The organism is Vibrio sp. 10N.222.52.C12 (assembly GCF_041474215.1).
Taxonomy (GTDB): domain Bacteria; phylum Pseudomonadota; class Gammaproteobacteria; order Enterobacterales; family Vibrionaceae; genus Vibrio; species Vibrio crassostreae_C.
This window is the reverse complement of record NZ_JBFRTR010000163.1, coordinates 1-14,281: the sequence shown is the minus strand read 5'-3', so window position 1 is coordinate 14,281 and position 14,281 is coordinate 1. Positions and strand designations below refer to the sequence as shown.

General features: G+C 45.2%; 28 protein-coding genes. All 28 read left to right on the top strand.

The window, feature by feature from the left end; all coding sequences use genetic code 11:
- The first annotated feature begins 472 nt into the window (after positions 1 to 472).
- The 28 genes from rpsJ to rplQ all read left to right on the top strand — a co-directional run bounded on the left by rpsJ (position 473) and on the right by rplQ (position 14,123).
- Positions 473 to 784, top strand: coding sequence for a 30S ribosomal protein S10 (gene rpsJ / locus AB4623_RS22660; RefSeq protein WP_004736761.1), 312 nt, complete (start codon positions 473 to 475; stop codon positions 782 to 784).
- A gap of 14 nt (positions 785 to 798) precedes the next feature.
- A complete protein-coding gene (gene rplC / locus AB4623_RS22655; protein ID WP_004736763.1) occupies positions 799 to 1,428 on the top strand; it encodes a 50S ribosomal protein L3 in 630 nt (209 codons plus the stop codon).
- A gap of 16 nt (positions 1,429 to 1,444) precedes the next feature.
- Positions 1,445 to 2,047, top strand: coding sequence for a 50S ribosomal protein L4 (gene rplD / locus AB4623_RS22650; protein WP_004738803.1), 603 nt, complete (start codon positions 1,445 to 1,447; stop codon positions 2,045 to 2,047).
- Positions 2,044 to 2,346, top strand: a complete 303-nt coding sequence (gene rplW, locus AB4623_RS22645) for a 50S ribosomal protein L23 (RefSeq protein WP_004736765.1) — start codon at positions 2,044 to 2,046, stop codon at positions 2,344 to 2,346. The genes rplD and rplW overlap by 4 nt, the downstream gene beginning before the upstream one ends.
- Before the next feature lie 14 nt (positions 2,347 to 2,360).
- Positions 2,361 to 3,185, top strand: coding sequence for a 50S ribosomal protein L2 (gene rplB, locus AB4623_RS22640; protein ID WP_010435149.1), 825 nt, complete (start codon positions 2,361 to 2,363; stop codon positions 3,183 to 3,185).
- Positions 3,186 to 3,204: 19 nt separating this feature from the next.
- The gene (rpsS, locus tag AB4623_RS22635) at positions 3,205 to 3,483 is read left to right on the top strand and encodes a 30S ribosomal protein S19 (protein WP_004736729.1); all 279 of its coding nucleotides are present in this window, start codon (positions 3,205 to 3,207) and stop codon (positions 3,481 to 3,483) included.
- Positions 3,484 to 3,493: 10 nt separating this feature from the next.
- The gene (gene rplV / locus AB4623_RS22630) at positions 3,494 to 3,826 is read left to right on the top strand and encodes a 50S ribosomal protein L22 (RefSeq protein WP_004736732.1); all 333 of its coding nucleotides are present in this window, start codon (positions 3,494 to 3,496) and stop codon (positions 3,824 to 3,826) included.
- Positions 3,827 to 3,844: 18 nt separating this feature from the next.
- The gene (gene rpsC / locus AB4623_RS22625) at positions 3,845 to 4,543 is read left to right on the top strand and encodes a 30S ribosomal protein S3 (protein ID WP_004736734.1); all 699 of its coding nucleotides are present in this window, start codon (positions 3,845 to 3,847) and stop codon (positions 4,541 to 4,543) included.
- Between the two features lie 11 nt (positions 4,544 to 4,554).
- On the top strand, positions 4,555 to 4,965 hold the full coding sequence (gene rplP, locus AB4623_RS22620) for a 50S ribosomal protein L16 (RefSeq protein ID WP_004736736.1): 411 nt from the start codon (positions 4,555 to 4,557) through the stop codon (positions 4,963 to 4,965).
- Positions 4,965 to 5,156 carry a 50S ribosomal protein L29 gene (gene rpmC / locus AB4623_RS22615; RefSeq protein WP_004736737.1) on the top strand — a complete coding sequence of 64 codons (192 nt, stop codon included), beginning with the start codon at positions 4,965 to 4,967 and terminating at the stop codon, positions 5,154 to 5,156. Before rplP ends, rpmC begins: the two co-directional genes overlap by 1 nt.
- Positions 5,156 to 5,410 (top strand): 30S ribosomal protein S17, encoded by a 255-nt coding sequence (gene rpsQ / locus AB4623_RS22610; RefSeq protein WP_004736739.1) that lies wholly within the window; start codon positions 5,156 to 5,158, stop codon positions 5,408 to 5,410. The genes rpmC and rpsQ overlap by 1 nt, the downstream gene beginning before the upstream one ends.
- Before the next feature lie 162 nt (positions 5,411 to 5,572).
- A complete protein-coding gene (gene rplN / locus AB4623_RS22605) occupies positions 5,573 to 5,944 on the top strand; it encodes a 50S ribosomal protein L14 (RefSeq protein ID WP_004736740.1) in 372 nt (123 codons plus the stop codon).
- Between the two features lie 11 nt (positions 5,945 to 5,955).
- On the top strand, positions 5,956 to 6,273 hold the full coding sequence (gene rplX, locus AB4623_RS22600; RefSeq protein WP_004738792.1) for a 50S ribosomal protein L24: 318 nt from the start codon (positions 5,956 to 5,958) through the stop codon (positions 6,271 to 6,273).
- A 24-nt stretch (positions 6,274 to 6,297) separates the two neighbouring features.
- Entirely contained in the window at positions 6,298 to 6,837 is a 540-nt protein-coding gene (gene rplE / locus AB4623_RS22595; protein WP_004738790.1) for a 50S ribosomal protein L5, read from the top strand.
- Positions 6,838 to 6,853: 16 nt separating this feature from the next.
- Entirely contained in the window at positions 6,854 to 7,159 is a 306-nt protein-coding gene (rpsN, locus tag AB4623_RS22590; protein WP_004738789.1) for a 30S ribosomal protein S14, read from the top strand.
- A 29-nt stretch (positions 7,160 to 7,188) separates the two neighbouring features.
- Positions 7,189 to 7,581 carry a 30S ribosomal protein S8 gene (gene rpsH / locus AB4623_RS22585; RefSeq protein ID WP_017061309.1) on the top strand — a complete coding sequence of 131 codons (393 nt, stop codon included), beginning with the start codon at positions 7,189 to 7,191 and terminating at the stop codon, positions 7,579 to 7,581.
- A gap of 10 nt (positions 7,582 to 7,591) precedes the next feature.
- Entirely contained in the window at positions 7,592 to 8,125 is a 534-nt protein-coding gene (rplF, locus tag AB4623_RS22580) for a 50S ribosomal protein L6 (RefSeq protein WP_017063712.1), read from the top strand.
- 9 nt (positions 8,126 to 8,134) lie between these two features.
- Entirely contained in the window at positions 8,135 to 8,488 is a 354-nt protein-coding gene (rplR, locus tag AB4623_RS22575) for a 50S ribosomal protein L18 (protein ID WP_004738784.1), read from the top strand.
- A 14-nt stretch (positions 8,489 to 8,502) separates the two neighbouring features.
- Positions 8,503 to 9,003, top strand: coding sequence for a 30S ribosomal protein S5 (gene rpsE / locus AB4623_RS22570; protein ID WP_017061307.1), 501 nt, complete (start codon positions 8,503 to 8,505; stop codon positions 9,001 to 9,003).
- 7 nt (positions 9,004 to 9,010) lie between these two features.
- A complete protein-coding gene (rpmD, locus tag AB4623_RS22565) occupies positions 9,011 to 9,187 on the top strand; it encodes a 50S ribosomal protein L30 (protein WP_004736756.1) in 177 nt (58 codons plus the stop codon).
- Positions 9,188 to 9,192: 5 nt separating this feature from the next.
- Positions 9,193 to 9,627 carry a 50S ribosomal protein L15 gene (gene rplO / locus AB4623_RS22560; RefSeq protein ID WP_004736758.1) on the top strand — a complete coding sequence of 145 codons (435 nt, stop codon included), beginning with the start codon at positions 9,193 to 9,195 and terminating at the stop codon, positions 9,625 to 9,627.
- 20 nt (positions 9,628 to 9,647) lie between these two features.
- The gene (gene secY, locus AB4623_RS22555; RefSeq protein ID WP_004738781.1) at positions 9,648 to 10,982 is read left to right on the top strand and encodes a preprotein translocase subunit SecY; all 1,335 of its coding nucleotides are present in this window, start codon (positions 9,648 to 9,650) and stop codon (positions 10,980 to 10,982) included.
- Between the two features lie 41 nt (positions 10,983 to 11,023).
- Positions 11,024 to 11,137 (top strand): 50S ribosomal protein L36, encoded by a 114-nt coding sequence (gene rpmJ, locus AB4623_RS22550; RefSeq protein WP_000868186.1) that lies wholly within the window; start codon positions 11,024 to 11,026, stop codon positions 11,135 to 11,137.
- 148 nt (positions 11,138 to 11,285) lie between these two features.
- On the top strand, positions 11,286 to 11,642 hold the full coding sequence (rpsM, locus tag AB4623_RS22545) for a 30S ribosomal protein S13 (protein WP_004738779.1): 357 nt from the start codon (positions 11,286 to 11,288) through the stop codon (positions 11,640 to 11,642).
- Between the two features lie 19 nt (positions 11,643 to 11,661).
- Positions 11,662 to 12,051 (top strand): 30S ribosomal protein S11, encoded by a 390-nt coding sequence (gene rpsK, locus AB4623_RS22540; protein ID WP_004738778.1) that lies wholly within the window; start codon positions 11,662 to 11,664, stop codon positions 12,049 to 12,051.
- A gap of 31 nt (positions 12,052 to 12,082) precedes the next feature.
- Entirely contained in the window at positions 12,083 to 12,703 is a 621-nt protein-coding gene (rpsD, locus tag AB4623_RS22535; protein ID WP_004738777.1) for a 30S ribosomal protein S4, read from the top strand.
- Positions 12,704 to 12,725: 22 nt separating this feature from the next.
- On the top strand, positions 12,726 to 13,718 hold the full coding sequence (locus tag AB4623_RS22530; RefSeq protein ID WP_004729813.1) for a DNA-directed RNA polymerase subunit alpha: 993 nt from the start codon (positions 12,726 to 12,728) through the stop codon (positions 13,716 to 13,718).
- Between the two features lie 24 nt (positions 13,719 to 13,742).
- The gene (rplQ, locus tag AB4623_RS22525) at positions 13,743 to 14,123 is read left to right on the top strand and encodes a 50S ribosomal protein L17 (protein WP_004729812.1); all 381 of its coding nucleotides are present in this window, start codon (positions 13,743 to 13,745) and stop codon (positions 14,121 to 14,123) included.
- Positions 14,124 to 14,281 lie beyond the last annotated feature (158 nt).

Here is a 14,281-nt window from a genome sequence, read left to right as displayed (position 1 = left end):
GTGTTGTAGCTAAAATCTTCGCTTAATAGCATTTAGATTTTTGCACTCTCTTCATTAGAAGAGCACGCATCTGAAAAGGGGAGCTTCGGCTTCCCTTTTGTTTTCTCAAAAGAAATATTACCTTCCATCTATCTTCTTCCCTCTCGATACAAAACCAACTTCCAATAAATTGCGATTATTTTTCCAACACTACTTGCATACTAAAGTGTGATCTGTATAATGCATCGCACTGGCTAACGCTGGTTGTGAACCAATGAGCACTGAGGAGTAGGTCTTACCTAGTAATGTATACTCAGCTTATGTTCGCGGTTAATAAAAATAGTAAACTTCTTGTTTACTTCAAAAGTTAACTGACAATGCGTCCTAATTTTGGGTGCTACGGTTTCACATAAATCAATCGGCATTCTCTCGTTTTATCGAGTTTGAGTGGCGATATTGTTTGTGTAATTTTTAATAATTGGAGCTCTGTCTCATGCAGAACCAACGTATTCGTATCCGCCTTAAAGCGTTTGATTACAAGCTAATCGATGCTTCAACTGCGGAAATCGTTGAAACAGCAAAACGTACTGGCGCACAGGTTCGTGGTCCTATTCCACTTCCTACTCGTAAAGAGCGTTTCACTGTTCTTACCTCTCCACACGTCAACAAAGATGCACGTGATCAGTACGAAATCCGTACTCACAAGCGTTTGATCGACATCGTTGAGCCAACAGATAAAACTGTTGATGCTCTAATGCGTCTTGATCTTGCAGCTGGCGTTGATGTTCAAATCAGCCTAGGTTAAGGGAGATAAGAATAATGATTGGTCTAGTCGGACGTAAAGTGGGTATGACCCGCGTATTTACTGAAGAAGGCGTTTCTATCCCAGTAACTGTTGTTGAGGTTGAAGCGAACCGTATTTCTCAAGTTAAAACTCTTGAGACAGACGGCTACGCAGCAATCCAAGTAACTACTGGTGCTAAGAAAGCTAACCGTGTAACTAAACCTGAAGCTGGTCACTTCGCGAAAGCGGGTGTAGAAGCAGGTCGCGGTCTTTGGGAATTCCGTTTAGAAAACGGCGAAGAGTTTGAAGTTGGCGCTGAGCTAAACGTAGAACTTTTCAACGAAATTAAAAAAGTAGACGTTACTGGTACATCTAAAGGTAAAGGCTTCCAAGGCGCTATCAAGCGTTGGAACTTCTCTACTCAAGATATGACTCACGGTAACTCTTTGTCTCACCGCGCACCGGGTTCAATTGGCCAATGTCAAACTCCAGGCCGCGTGTTTAAAGGCAAGAAAATGGCAGGTCACATGGGTGCTGAGCGTGTAACGACTCAAAACCTAGAGATCGTACGTGTTGACGCTGAGCGCAATCTACTCCTTATTAAAGGTGCAGTACCGGGCTCAACAGGCGGAAACGTGATCGTAAAACCTGCTGTTAAAGCATAACGTCTAGGAGTAAGTAATGGAATTGATGGTTAAAGGTGCTGATGCACTAACTGTTTCCGAGACTACTTTCGGACGTGACTTCAACGAAGCTCTTGTACACCAAGTAGTTGTTGCATATGCAGCAGGTGCTCGTCAAGGTACTCGTGCTCAAAAGACTCGTTCTGAAGTATCTGGCGGTGGCGCTAAGCCATGGCGTCAAAAAGGTACTGGCCGCGCACGTGCTGGTACAATTCGTAGCCCAATCTGGCGTACAGGTGGTGTTACTTTTGCTGCGAAACCACAAGATCACAGCCAAAAAGTAAACAAAAAAATGTACCGCGGTGCTATGAAGAGCATTCTTTCTGAGCTAGTTCGTCAAGAGCGTTTAATCGTTGTTGATAACTTCTCTGTAGAAGCACCAAAAACAAAAGAACTTGTAGCTAAGCTTAAAGAGCTTGAGCTAAGCGACGTTCTGATTGTGACTGGCGAAGTAGATGAAAATCTATTCTTAGCTGCTCGTAACCTATACAAAGTAGATGCACGTGATGTTGCTGGTGTTGATCCAGTATCACTAATCGCTTTCGACAAGGTTCTAATGACTGCTGACGCAGTTAAGCAAGTTGAGGAGATGCTAGCATGATCACTGAAGAGCGTATCTTAAAAGTTCTACGTGCTCCGCACATCTCTGAAAAAGCAACTATGGCAGCTGAGAAAGCGAACACTATCGTTTTCAAAGTAGCTAAAGATGCAACTAAGAAAGAGATCAAAGCAGCTGTAGAAAAGCTATTTGAAGTTGAAGTTAAGTCTGTAAATACTCTTGTATTAAAGGGTAAGACCAAACGTCAAGGTATGCGTGAAGGCCGTCGTTCAGACGTTAAGAAAGCCTACGTTACTTTGAAAGAAGGTCAAGATCTTGACTTCGTTGGCGGCGCGGAATAACAGGAGTAGTAAAAATGGCTATTGTTAAATGTAAGCCGACTTCCCCTGGTCGTCGTCACGTCGTTAAAGTTGTTAACGCTGACCTACACAAGGGTAAGCCATACGCACCACTTCTAGAGAAAAACTCTAAGAACGGTGGTCGTAACAACAACGGTCGTATTACAGTACGTCACATCGGTGGTGGTCATAAGCACCATTACCGTGTAATTGACTTCAAACGTACTAAAGATGGCATCCCAGCGAAAGTTGAGCGTCTAGAATACGATCCAAACCGTAGTGCTAACATCGCTCTAGTTCTGTACGCAGACGGTGAGCGTCGTTACATCATTGCACCTAAAGGTGTTAACGCAGGCGACCAGATTCAATCTGGCGTAGATGCTGCAATCAAAGCAGGTAACACTCTGCCGATGCGCAACATCCCAGTAGGTTCTACTGTACACTGTGTTGAACTTAAGCCTGGTAAAGGTGCTCAACTAGCTCGTTCGGCTGGTGCTTATGCTCAAATCATCGCTCGCGATGGTGCATACGTAACTATCCGTCTACGTTCTGGTGAGATGCGCAAAGTTCTTTCTGAAGGTCGTGCAACGATCGGTGAAGTTGGTAACTCTGAGCATATGCTACGTGAACTTGGTAAAGCTGGTGCTTCACGCTGGCGCGGCGTACGTCCAACCGTACGTGGTGTAGTAATGAACCCGGTGGATCACCCACATGGTGGTGGTGAAGGCCGCACATCTGGTGGTCGTCACCCAGTTTCTCCTTGGGGCGTTCCTACTAAGGGCTTCAAGACTCGTAAGAACAAGCGCACTGACAAGTACATCGTACGTCGTCGCACTAAATAATTTATAAAGAGGAATCGCCATGCCACGTTCTCTCAAGAAAGGTCCTTTTATTGACCTACACTTGCTGAAGAAGGTAGAGAAAGCGGTGGAAAGCGGAGACAAAAAGCCTATTAAGACTTGGTCCCGTCGCTCAATGATCATCCCAACAATGATTGGTTTGACCATCGCTGTCCATAATGGTCGTCAGCACGTTCCAGTTTTCGTTACCGAAGAAATGATCGGTCACAAACTGGGCGAATTTGCACCAACTCGTACTTATCGCGGTCATGCTGCAGATAAGAAAGCTAAGAAGAAATAAGGAGTAGATGATGGAAGCTTTAGCTAAACATAACTTTGCTCGTATTTCTCCACAGAAAGCTCGCTTAGTTGCAGACCAAATTCGCGGTAAGTCGGTAGACCAAGCTCTAGAAATTCTAACTTTCAGCAACAAAAAAGCTGCTGTATTAGTTAAGAAGGTTCTTGAGTCAGCTATCGCTAACGCGGAACATAACGAAGGTGCAGATATCGACGATCTAAATGTCGCTAAAATCTTCGTAGATGAGGGCCCTATCATGAAGCGTATTATGCCTCGTGCTAAAGGTCGTGCGGATCGTATCTTGAAGCGTTCAAGCCACATCACTATTGTTGTAGCAGATCGCTAAAGACTAGGAGAGTAAGCAATGGGTCAGAAAGTACATCCTAATGGTATTCGTCTTGGCATCGTTAAGCCTTGGAATGCTACATGGTTTGCTAATACCAACGAATTCGCTGACAACCTAGACGGCGACTTCAAGGTACGTCAGTTCCTTACAAAGGAACTACAAAAAGCATCATTATCTCGTATCGTTATCGAGCGTCCAGCTAAGAGCATCCGTGTGACTATTCACACTGCTCGCCCTGGCGTTGTTATCGGTAAGAAAGGTGAAGACGTAGAGAAGCTACGCGCAGCTGTAGCTAAAATCGCAGGTGTACCAGCGCAAATTAACATCGCTGAAGTACGTAAGCCTGAGCTAGATGGTCAGCTTGTAGCTGATAGCATCGCGTCTCAACTAGAGCGTCGTGTTATGTTCCGTCGTGCAATGAAGCGTGCGGTACAAAATGCTATGCGTCTAGGCGCTAAAGGCATCAAAGTACAAGTAGGCGGCCGTCTTGGCGGTGCTGAAATCGCACGTTCAGAGTGGTACCGTGAAGGCCGTGTGCCTCTACACACTCTACGTGCAGACATTGATTACGCAACTTCTTCGGCTCACACTCAATACGGTGTGATCGGCATTAAAGTTTGGATCTTCAAAGGTGAGATTCTAGGCGGTATGCCAGCTGCTAACGCAGTAGAGCCAAAAGGCGATAAGCCTAAGAAGCAGCGTAAAGGCCGTAAGTAAGGAGTCGAACGATGCTACAACCAAAACGTACTAAGTTCCGCAAGGTTATGACTGGTCGTAACCGTGGTCTAGCTAAAGGTACTGAAGTAAGCTTCGGCGAATTCGGTCTTAAAGCTGTTGGCCGTGGTCGTCTGACTGCACGTCAAATCGAAGCGGCACGTCGTGCTATGACACGTCACATTAAGCGTCAAGGTCAAATCTGGATCCGTGTTTTCCCAGACAAACCGATTACTGAAAAGCCTCTTGAAGTTCGTCAAGGTAAAGGTAAAGGTTCAGTTGCGTACTGGGTTGCTCAAATCCAACCAGGCAAAGTTATGTACGAGATGAATGGCGTACCTGAAGAGTTGGCACGTGAAGCGTTCCGCCTAGCGGCACGTAAACTGCCTGTTAAAACTACTTTTGTAACTAAGCAGGTGATGTGATGAAAGCACAAGATCTACGCGAAAAGAACGTTGAAGAGCTTAACGCTGAGCTATTGAATTTGCTACGTGAACAGTTCAACTTGCGCATGCAAGCTGCAACTGGTCAACTTCAGCAAACTCATACTCTAAAAGCTGTACGCCGTGACATCGCACGTGTGAAAACTGTTTTGACTGAAAAGGCAGGCGCATAATGAGCGAAACTAACCGCATCCAGCAAGGCCGTGTAGTAAGTGACAAGATGGACAAGTCTATCGTTGTTGCTATTGAACGTACTGTAAAACACCCGATTTACGGCAAGTTCATCAAACGCACGACTAAAGTACACGCACACGACGAAGACAACACTTGTGGCCTAGGCGACAAAGTTGAAATCGCTGAGTGTCGTCCTCTGTCTAAGACTAAGTCTTGGACATTGGTTAAAGTTCTAGAAAAAGCGAAGATTTAATCTTTGTAATTCTATAACTTATAAGCGGCTCCAAATTATTTTTTGGAGCCGCTTGTTTTTTGTCTACCCAATTTAAAAAAAGGGTGGTACAATTCGCGTCCCTTTTAAAGAGGCAGCCCGACCCGAGAGGGTCTAGTTTTAATATTTAGCGGAGCACTAACAATGATCCAGATGCAAAGTACACTTGACGCAGCAGATAACTCTGGCGCGCGCAAGGTAATGTGTATTAAGGTTCTGGGTGGCTCTCACCGCCGTTATGCACATATCGGTGACGTCATCAAGGTTACAGTGAAGGAAGCGATTCCTCGCGGTAAAGTAAAGAAAGGTGATGTTCTGAAGGCGGTAGTAGTGCGCACCCGTAAAGGCGTTCGTCGCCCAGACGGTTCTGTCATTCGCTTCGACAGTAATGCTTGTGTATTGTTAAATGACACTACTGAGCAACCAGTCGGCACACGTATCTTTGGTCCTGTGACTCGTGAACTTCGTAACGCGAAATTCATGAAGATTGTATCACTAGCACCTGAAGTTCTGTAAGGAGCGGCAATATGGCAGCTAAAATCCGTCGTAATGACGAAGTAATCATTCTTGCTGGTAAAGATAAAGGCAAGAAAGGTAAAGTAACTAAGGTTCTGACAACTGGTAAAGTTATCGTTGAAGGCATCAACCTTGTTAAGAAACACCAAAAGCCGGTTCCGGCTCTAGGTCAACAAGGTGGCATCGTTGAACAAGAAGCAGCTATTGATGCTTCTAACGTTGCTGTTTTTAACGCGGCTACTGGTAAAGCAGACCGTATCGGTTTCCGTATCGAAGATGGCAAGAAAGTTCGTTTCTTCAAATCTAACGGCGAAACTGTTTCTAACTAATTAGAAGTAATTTGGAGTTCTACTATGGCGAAACTGCATGATTACTACAAGTCGTCTGTAGTCGCTGAGCTTACCAAAGAGTTCAGCTACACAAGCGTCATGCAAGTCCCTAGGATTGAGAAAATCACCCTAAATATGGGCGTTGGTGAAGCAATCAACGATAAGAAACTGCTAGAAAACGCAGCAGCTGATATGGCAACGATCTCTGGTCAAAAGCCACTTATCACTAAAGCGCGTAAATCTGTAGCTGGTTTCAAAATTCGTGAAGGCTACCCAATTGGTTGTAAAGTAACCTTGCGTGGTGAGCGCATGTGGGAATTTTTAGAGCGTTTAATCTCTATCGCACTTCCACGTGTACGTGATTTCCGTGGTGTTAGCGCTAAGTCTTTTGACGGTCGCGGTAACTACAGCATGGGCGTTCGCGAGCAAATCATCTTTCCGGAAATCGACTACGATAAAGTCGATCGTGTCCGCGGTCTTGATATCACTATCACGACTTCTGCGGGTTCCGATGAGGAAGGCCGAGCTCTGCTGGCTGCCTTTAACTTCCCATTCCGTAAGTAAGGGTAGGGTTACTGTTATGGCTAAACAATCAATGAAAGCACGTGAAGCTAAACGTGCAAAACTAGTAGCTAAGTTCGCTGAAAAGCGTTCTGCGCTAAAAGTTATCATTAGCGATGTAAACGCATCTGAAGAAGATCGTTGGAATGCGGTTCTTAAACTGCAATCTCTTCCACGTGATTCAAGTGCATCACGTCAGCGCAACCGTTGCAACCAAACTGGTCGTCCACACGGTTACCTACGTAAATTCGGTCTAAGCCGCATTAAGGTTCGTGAAGCTTGCATGAAAGGCGAGATTCCGGGTCTTCGTAAGGCTAGCTGGTAATTGCCACTTAATCATTTGGAGTAAATCTTATGAGCATGCAAGATCCGATTTCGGATATGCTGACCCGAGTTCGTAACGGTCAGGCAGCAAACAAAGTTGCTGTAAAAATGCCTTCTTCAAAGCTTAAAGTTGCAATTGCTGCATTACTTAAAGCTGAAGGTTACATCGTAGACTTCGCTGTTAACAGCGAAGCAAAACCTGAGCTAGAAGTTACTCTTAAGTACTTCCAAGCTAAACCTGTAATCGAGCAAATCAAGCGTGTATCACGTCCTGGTCTAAGAGTTTATAAAAATAAAGACTCTTTACCTACAGTGATGGGTGGTCTTGGTATTGCAGTTGTTTCTACTTCCAAGGGTCTGATGTCTGACCGTGCTGCTCGTAAAGCAGGTCTTGGCGGTGAAATCATCTGTTACGTAGCTTAAGGAGTAGATTATGTCTCGTGTTGCTAAAGCACCTGTCGCTATTCCAGCTGGCGTAGAGGTGAAACTAAACGGCCAAGAAGTTACTGTAAAAGGTAGCAAAGGTGAGCTTACTCGCGTTCTTAACAGCGCCGTAGTTATTGCACAGGAAGAAACCAACCTAACTTTCGGTCCGAAAGAAGGTGTTACTAACGCATGGGCACAAGCTGGTACAGCTCGCGCTCTAGTTAATAACATGGTTGTGGGTGTTACTGAGGGCTTCACTAAGAAGCTAACTCTTAAGGGTGTTGGTTACCGTGCTGCTATGAAAGGCAACTCTGTAGCTCTAACTCTTGGTTTTTCTCACCCAGTAGAGCACGCTCTACCTGAAGGTATTAAAGCTGAGTGCCCTAGCCAAACTGAGATCATCATTACTGGTTGCGATAAGCAAGTAGTAGGTCAAGTTGCGGCTGACATTCGTTCTTACCGTGCTCCTGAGCCTTACAAAGGCAAAGGTGTTCGTTACGCAGATGAAAATGTGCGTACTAAAGAAGCTAAGAAGAAGTAAGGTATCACTATGGATAAGAAAGCATCTCGCATCCGTCGTGCTACACGTGCACGTCGTAAGATTGCAGAACTTGGTGCAACTCGCCTGGTAGTACACCGTACTCCTCGCCATGTTTACGCACAAGTTATCGCGGCAAACGGCTCTGAGGTTATCGCAGCTGCTTCTACTGTAGAAAAAGCGATCCGTGAGCAAGTTAAGAACACTGGTAACGTTGATGCAGCTAAAGCAGTTGGTAAAGCTGTTGCTGAGCGCGCTCTTGAAAAAGGCGTAGCTTCAGTTGCATTTGATCGTTCTGGTTTCCAATACCACGGTCGAGTAGCGGCGCTAGCAGAATCTGCTCGCGAAGCTGGTCTGAAATTCTAAGGTAGGGTTGGAAGATGGCTAAAGAACAACAACAAGCTAATGATTTGCAAGAAAAGCTGATCGCAGTTAACCGTGTATCTAAGACGGTTAAAGGTGGTCGAATCATGAGCTTTACTGCACTAACAGTAGTTGGTGACGGTAACGGTCGCGTAGGTTTCGGTTACGGCAAAGCTCGTGAAGTACCTGCTGCGATTCAAAAAGCAATGGAAAAAGCGCGCCGTAACATGGTTACAGTATCGCTTAACGAAGGCACTCTTCACCACCCGGTGAAAGGTCGTCATTCGGGCTCTAAAGTTTACATGCAGCCAGCTGCAGAAGGTACAGGTGTTATTGCCGGTGGTGCAATGCGTGCTGTACTTGAAGTTGCGGGCGTACATAACGTACTTTCTAAAGCATACGGTTCAACGAACCCGATCAACATCGTTCGTGCAACGATTGGTGCTCTAGTAGACGTTAAGTCACCAGAAATGGTTGCTGCTAAACGTGGTCTAACTGTTGAATCTATTTCGGAGTAAGCACACGATGGCAACTATTAAAGTAACTCAAACTAAAAGCTCAATTGGTCGCCTACCTAAGCACAAAGCGTGTCTTAAAGGTCTAGGTCTTCGTCGCATCAACCATACAGTAGAACTTGAAGATACACCGTGCGTACGCGGTATGATCAACAAGGTTTACTACATGGTTAAGATTGAGGAGTAATCAGAATGCGTTTGAATACTCTATCACCGGCTGCTGGCTCTAAACCTTCTAAGAAGCGTGTAGGTCGTGGTATCGGTTCTGGCCTTGGTAAAACAGGTGGCCGCGGTCACAAAGGTCAAAAGTCACGTTCTGGCGGCTCTGTTCGTCCAGGTTTTGAAGGCGGTCAAATGCCTCTAAAACAACGTCTACCTAAATTCGGTTTCACTTCTCGTAAGAGCCTAGTGTCTGCTGAAGTTCGTCTAGCTGAGCTAGCGAAAGTAACAGGTGACGTAGTTGATCTTAACAGCCTTAAAGCTGCTAACGTTATCACTAAGAACATCGAGTTTGTTAAGATCGTTCTTTCTGGTGACCTAAGCAAAGCTGTGACTGTTAAAGGTCTACGCGTGACTAAAGGCGCTAAAGCTGCAATCGAAGCTGCAGGCGGTAAAATCGAGGAATAATCTCGAGGAACGAGGTACAGATGGCTAAGAAACCAGGACAAGATTTTCGTAGTGCTCAGAGCGGCTTAAGTGAACTAAAGTCGCGCTTATTATTCGTAATTGGTGCACTTTTAGTATTCCGAGCCGGCTCTTTTGTGCCGATCCCTGGTATTGACGCAGCTGTACTTGCCGATTTGTTCGATCAGCAAAAAGGTACCATCGTAGAAATGTTTAACATGTTCTCCGGTGGTGCTCTTGAGCGTGCATCTATATTAGCATTGGGTATCATGCCGTACATTTCGGCATCGATCGTAGTCCAATTGCTAACTGTAGTTCATCCAGCGTTAGCGGAACTCAAGAAAGAGGGTGAAGCAGGCCGTCGTAAGATAAGCCAATATACACGCTACGGCACGCTTGTACTTGCAACATTCCAAGCTATTGGTATCGCAACAGGCTTACCAAACATGGTCGACAATCTGGTTGTTATCAACCAAACCATGTTTACGCTTATTGCTACCGTGAGTTTAGTAACTGGTACCATGTTCTTAATGTGGTTAGGTGAACAAATCACTGAGCGAGGAATCGGTAATGGTATTTCCATTCTGATTTTTGCAGGTATTGTTGCTGGATTGCCTTCTGCAATCGGTCAAACAATCGAGCAAGCGCGTCAAGGTGAATTGCATGTGCTTCTTCTGCTGTTGATTGCTGTATTGTCTTTTGCTGTTATTTACTTCGTAGTTTTCATGGAACGTGGTCAACGTCGTATCGTCGTTAACTATGCGAAACGTCAACAAGGTCGTAAAGTTTTTGCAGCACAAAGCTCTCACTTGCCTCTTAAGATTAATATGGCAGGTGTTATTCCAGCGATTTTCGCATCAAGTATTATTTTGTTCCCAGGAACATTAGCGCAGTGGTTTGGTCAAAATGGTGAAAGCAGCGCGTTCGGTTGGTTAACTGACGTGTCATTAGCTCTTAGCCCAGGTCAACCTTTGTATGTAATGCTTTATGCAGCAGCTATAATCTTCTTCTGTTTCTTCTATACAGCGTTGGTGTTTAACCCACGTGAAACAGCTGATAACTTGAAGAAGTCTGGTGCATTCGTACCCGGTATCCGCCCAGGTGAGCAGACAGCGAAATATATCGATAAAGTGATGACTAGACTAACCCTTGCGGGCGCTCTATACATTACTTTTATATGTCTGATTCCTGAGTTCATGATGGTCGCGTGGAACGTTCGTTTCTACTTTGGCGGCACATCACTACTAATCGTAGTGGTAGTTATCATGGATTTCATGGCACAGGTACAGACTCATCTGATGTCACAACAGTATGATTCTGTGTTAAAGAAAGCGAATCTGAAGGGTTACGGCCGTTAATTCGGTGGTAACAATTTCGATTCCATTTACGGAGTTTAGCAATGAAAGTTCGTGCTTCCGTTAAAAAAATCTGCCGTAACTGTAAAGTTATCAAGCGTAACGGTGTCGTTCGCGTGATTTGCAGTGAGCCAAAGCATAAGCAACGCCAAGGCTAATTAGCAGAAATTTTTACTTGAAATACAAGGTAGAGTCGAGTATATTCCTCGGCCTACCTTTTGCGTGCAAAAGAAGTAGTATGCCGCAGCGTATCCATAACGGGCTTTGCTGCGGATAATTCTTTTATGAACCCCTTAGGAGTGAATAATGGCCCGTATAGCCGGCATTAACATTCCTGATCATAAGCATTCTGTAATTGCACTTACTGCAATCTACGGTATCGGTAAAACTCGCTCTCAAGCTATTCTAGCTGAAGTGGGTATTGCTGAAGATGCTAAGATCAGTGAACTAACTGAAGAGCAGATCGATCAACTGCGTGATGGTGTAGCTAAGTACACTGTAGAAGGTGATCTACGTCGTGAAGTATCGATGAACATCAAGCGTCTTATGGACCTTGGCTGTTACCGCGGTCTTCGTCATCGTCGCAGTCTACCACTACGTGGACAGCGTACTAAAACCAACGCTCGCACCCGTAAGGGTCCGCGCAAGCCGATCAAGAAATAGTCGGATAAGGTAGAGTACAATGGCAAAACAACCAACTCGCGCGCGTAAGCGCGTACGCAAGCAAGTAGCTGATGGCGTAGCGCACATTCATGCTTCTTTCAACAACACAATCGTAACTATCACTGACCGTCAAGGCAACGCTCTTGCATGGGCTACAGCAGGTGGTTCAGGTTTCCGTGGTTCTCGTAAATCTACTCCGTTCGCAGCACAAGTTGCAGCTGAGCGTTGTGGTGAAATGGCTAAAGAATATGGCCTAAAGAACTTGGAAGTTATGGTTAAGGGTCCAGGTCCAGGTCGCGAATCTACTGTTCGTGCACTGAACGCTGCTGGTTTCCGTATCACTAACATTGTTGATGCGACACCAATCCCTCATAACGGTTGTCGTCCACCTAAGAAACGTCGCGTTTAAGTTTCGTTTCTAGGAATATTGGAGAAAGATCATGGCAAGATATTTGGGTCCTAAGCTTAAGCTTAGCCGTCGCGAAGGTACTGACTTATTCCTTAAGTCTGGTGTCCGTGCGATCGATACCAAGTGTAAAATTGATAACGCACCAGGTGTACACGGCGCTCGTCGCGGTCGTCTATCTGAGTATGGCGTTCAGCTTCGTGAGAAGCAAAAAGTTCGTCGTATCTACGGCGTTCTAGAAAAACAATTCCGCAACTACTACAAAGAAGCTGCACGTCTTAAAGGCAACACAGGTGCAAACCTGCTTCAGCTTCTTGAAGGTCGTCTTGATAACGTAGTTTACCGTATGGGCTTTGGCGCTACTCGTGCTGAATCTCGTCAACTAGTTAGCCACAAGTCTATTCTAGTTAACGGTAAAGTTGTAAACGTTCCTTCTTTCAAAGTAGCGGCAAACGACGTTGTTTCTATCCGCGAGAAAGCTAAACAGCAATCTCGTATTAAAGCGGCTCTAGAAGTTGCTGAACAACGTGAAAAGCCAACTTGGATTGAAGTAGATGCTGGCAAAATGGAAGGTACATTCAAGCGTATGCCTGAGCGTTCTGACCTATCAGCTGACATCAATGAACACTTGATCGTCGAACTTTACTCTAAGTAAGGTTAAAAAAAGAGAGGACACAATGCAGGGTTCTGTAACAGAATTTCTTAAGCCGCGTCTTGTTGACATTGAACAGATCAATACGACACACGCGAAAGTAACTCTTGAGCCATTAGAGCGCGGTTTCGGCCACACTCTAGGTAATGCTCTTCGCCGCATTCTTCTATCTTCTATGCCGGGTTGTGCCGTAACAGAAGTTGAAATTGAAGGTGTGCTACACGAATACAGCACTAAAGAAGGCGTTCAGGAAGATATCCTGGAAATCCTTCTAAACCTTAAAGGTTTGGCTGTACGCGTTGCTGAAGGCAAAGATGAAGTGTTTATTACACTGAACAAATCAGGCTCAGGCCCTGTTGTTGCAGGTGACATCACCCACGATGGTGATGTAGAGATCGCTAACCCTGAGCACGTAATTTGTCACCTAACGGATGACAACGCTGAGATCGCTATGCGTATCAAAGTAGAACGTGGTCGTGGTTACGTTCCAGCTTCAGCTCGTATCCATACTGAAGAAGATGAGCGTCCTATCGGTCGTCTACTAGTTGACGCTACTTACAGCCCGGTTGATAAAATCGCTTACGCTGTAGAAGCGGCACGTGTAGAACAACGTACTGATTTAGACAAGCTTGTTATCGATATGGAAACGAACGGTACTCTAGAACCTGAGGAAGCAATCCGTCGTGCAGCTACTATTTTAGCTGAACAATTGGATGCGTTCGTAGATCTTCGTGATGTACGTGTACCTGAGGAGAAGGAAGAGAAGCCAGAATTCGATCCTATCCTACTACGTCCTGTAGACGATCTTGAACTAACAGTTCGCTCTGCTAACTGTTTGAAAGCAGAAGCGATTCACTACATCGGTGATCTTGTACAGCGCACTGAGGTTGAGCTACTTAAAACGCCAAACCTTGGTAAGAAATCTCTTACAGAGATTAAAGATGTGCTTGCTTCACGTGGTCTTTCTCTAGGCATGCGTCTAGAAAACTGGCCACCAGCGTCAATCGCTGAAGATTAATCGAAAAGTTAGAAGGATTAGGTCATGCGCCATCGTAAAAGTGGTCGTCAACTCAACCGCAACAGCAGTCATCGCAAAGCGATGTTCAGCAACATGGCTAGCTCTCTTGTTCGTCACGAAGTTATTAAAACTACCGTGCCTAAAGCAAAAGAACTACGTCGCGTAATTGAGCCATTGATTACCCTAGCTAAGACAGACAGTGTTGCTAACCGTCGTCTTGCATTTGCTCGCACTCGTGATAACGAAGTTGTGGCAAAACTATTTAATGAACTAGGCCCGCGTTTCGCGGCTCGCCAAGGTGGTTACACTCGCATTCTTAAATGTGGTTTCCGTACTGGTGATAAAGCTCCAATGGCTTACATTGAGCTTGTAGACCGCCCAGCTGCTGAAGAAGCTGCTGAGTAATCTATACTAGATTCTTAATACAAAAGCCGAGCATTAGCTCGGCTTTTTTGTGTCTGTAGAACAAGGAAAAGATAATAGAAATTGCACCATGATGTTTGGCACTTTTTGCTTGTCTTATCTGCTCCAATTTTCAAAAATGTCTCGTATCTCGTATCTCG

Bases quoted from the DNA above. Each gene is read 5' to 3' on its own strand.
- rpsN (WP_004738789.1), top strand. From the start codon at position 6,854: ATGGCTAAACAATCAATGAAAGCACGTGAAGCTAAACGTGCAAAACTA.
- rpsQ (WP_004736739.1), top strand. From the start codon at position 5,156: ATGAGCGAAACTAACCGCATCCAGCAAGGCCGTGTAGTAAGTGACAAG.
- rplR (WP_004738784.1), top strand. From the start codon at position 8,135: ATGGATAAGAAAGCATCTCGCATCCGTCGTGCTACACGTGCACGTCGT.
- AB4623_RS22530 (WP_004729813.1), top strand. From the start codon at position 12,726: ATGCAGGGTTCTGTAACAGAATTTCTTAAGCCGCGTCTTGTTGACATT.
- rpsD (WP_004738777.1), top strand. From the start codon at position 12,083: ATGGCAAGATATTTGGGTCCTAAGCTTAAGCTTAGCCGTCGCGAAGGT.
- rplW (WP_004736765.1), top strand. From the start codon at position 2,044: ATGATCACTGAAGAGCGTATCTTAAAAGTTCTACGTGCTCCGCACATC.
- rplD (WP_004738803.1), top strand. From the start codon at position 1,445: ATGGAATTGATGGTTAAAGGTGCTGATGCACTAACTGTTTCCGAGACT.
- rplB (WP_010435149.1), top strand. From the start codon at position 2,361: ATGGCTATTGTTAAATGTAAGCCGACTTCCCCTGGTCGTCGTCACGTC.
- rplQ (WP_004729812.1), top strand. From the start codon at position 13,743: ATGCGCCATCGTAAAAGTGGTCGTCAACTCAACCGCAACAGCAGTCAT.
- rpsM (WP_004738779.1), top strand. From the start codon at position 11,286: ATGGCCCGTATAGCCGGCATTAACATTCCTGATCATAAGCATTCTGTA.
- rpsS (WP_004736729.1), top strand. From the start codon at position 3,205: ATGCCACGTTCTCTCAAGAAAGGTCCTTTTATTGACCTACACTTGCTG.
- secY (WP_004738781.1), top strand. From the start codon at position 9,648: ATGGCTAAGAAACCAGGACAAGATTTTCGTAGTGCTCAGAGCGGCTTA.
- rpsJ (WP_004736761.1), top strand. From the start codon at position 473: ATGCAGAACCAACGTATTCGTATCCGCCTTAAAGCGTTTGATTACAAG.
- rplC (WP_004736763.1), top strand. From the start codon at position 799: ATGATTGGTCTAGTCGGACGTAAAGTGGGTATGACCCGCGTATTTACT.
- rpsE (WP_017061307.1), top strand. From the start codon at position 8,503: ATGGCTAAAGAACAACAACAAGCTAATGATTTGCAAGAAAAGCTGATC.
- rplO (WP_004736758.1), top strand. From the start codon at position 9,193: ATGCGTTTGAATACTCTATCACCGGCTGCTGGCTCTAAACCTTCTAAG.
- rplF (WP_017063712.1), top strand. From the start codon at position 7,592: ATGTCTCGTGTTGCTAAAGCACCTGTCGCTATTCCAGCTGGCGTAGAG.
- rplN (WP_004736740.1), top strand. From the start codon at position 5,573: ATGATCCAGATGCAAAGTACACTTGACGCAGCAGATAACTCTGGCGCG.
- rpsH (WP_017061309.1), top strand. From the start codon at position 7,189: ATGAGCATGCAAGATCCGATTTCGGATATGCTGACCCGAGTTCGTAAC.
- rpmD (WP_004736756.1), top strand. From the start codon at position 9,011: ATGGCAACTATTAAAGTAACTCAAACTAAAAGCTCAATTGGTCGCCTA.
- rplP (WP_004736736.1), top strand. From the start codon at position 4,555: ATGCTACAACCAAAACGTACTAAGTTCCGCAAGGTTATGACTGGTCGT.
- rpmC (WP_004736737.1), top strand. From the start codon at position 4,965: ATGAAAGCACAAGATCTACGCGAAAAGAACGTTGAAGAGCTTAACGCT.
- rplV (WP_004736732.1), top strand. From the start codon at position 3,494: ATGGAAGCTTTAGCTAAACATAACTTTGCTCGTATTTCTCCACAGAAA.
- rplX (WP_004738792.1), top strand. From the start codon at position 5,956: ATGGCAGCTAAAATCCGTCGTAATGACGAAGTAATCATTCTTGCTGGT.
- rplE (WP_004738790.1), top strand. From the start codon at position 6,298: ATGGCGAAACTGCATGATTACTACAAGTCGTCTGTAGTCGCTGAGCTT.
- rpmJ (WP_000868186.1), top strand. From the start codon at position 11,024: ATGAAAGTTCGTGCTTCCGTTAAAAAAATCTGCCGTAACTGTAAAGTT.
- rpsC (WP_004736734.1), top strand. From the start codon at position 3,845: ATGGGTCAGAAAGTACATCCTAATGGTATTCGTCTTGGCATCGTTAAG.
- rpsK (WP_004738778.1), top strand. From the start codon at position 11,662: ATGGCAAAACAACCAACTCGCGCGCGTAAGCGCGTACGCAAGCAAGTA.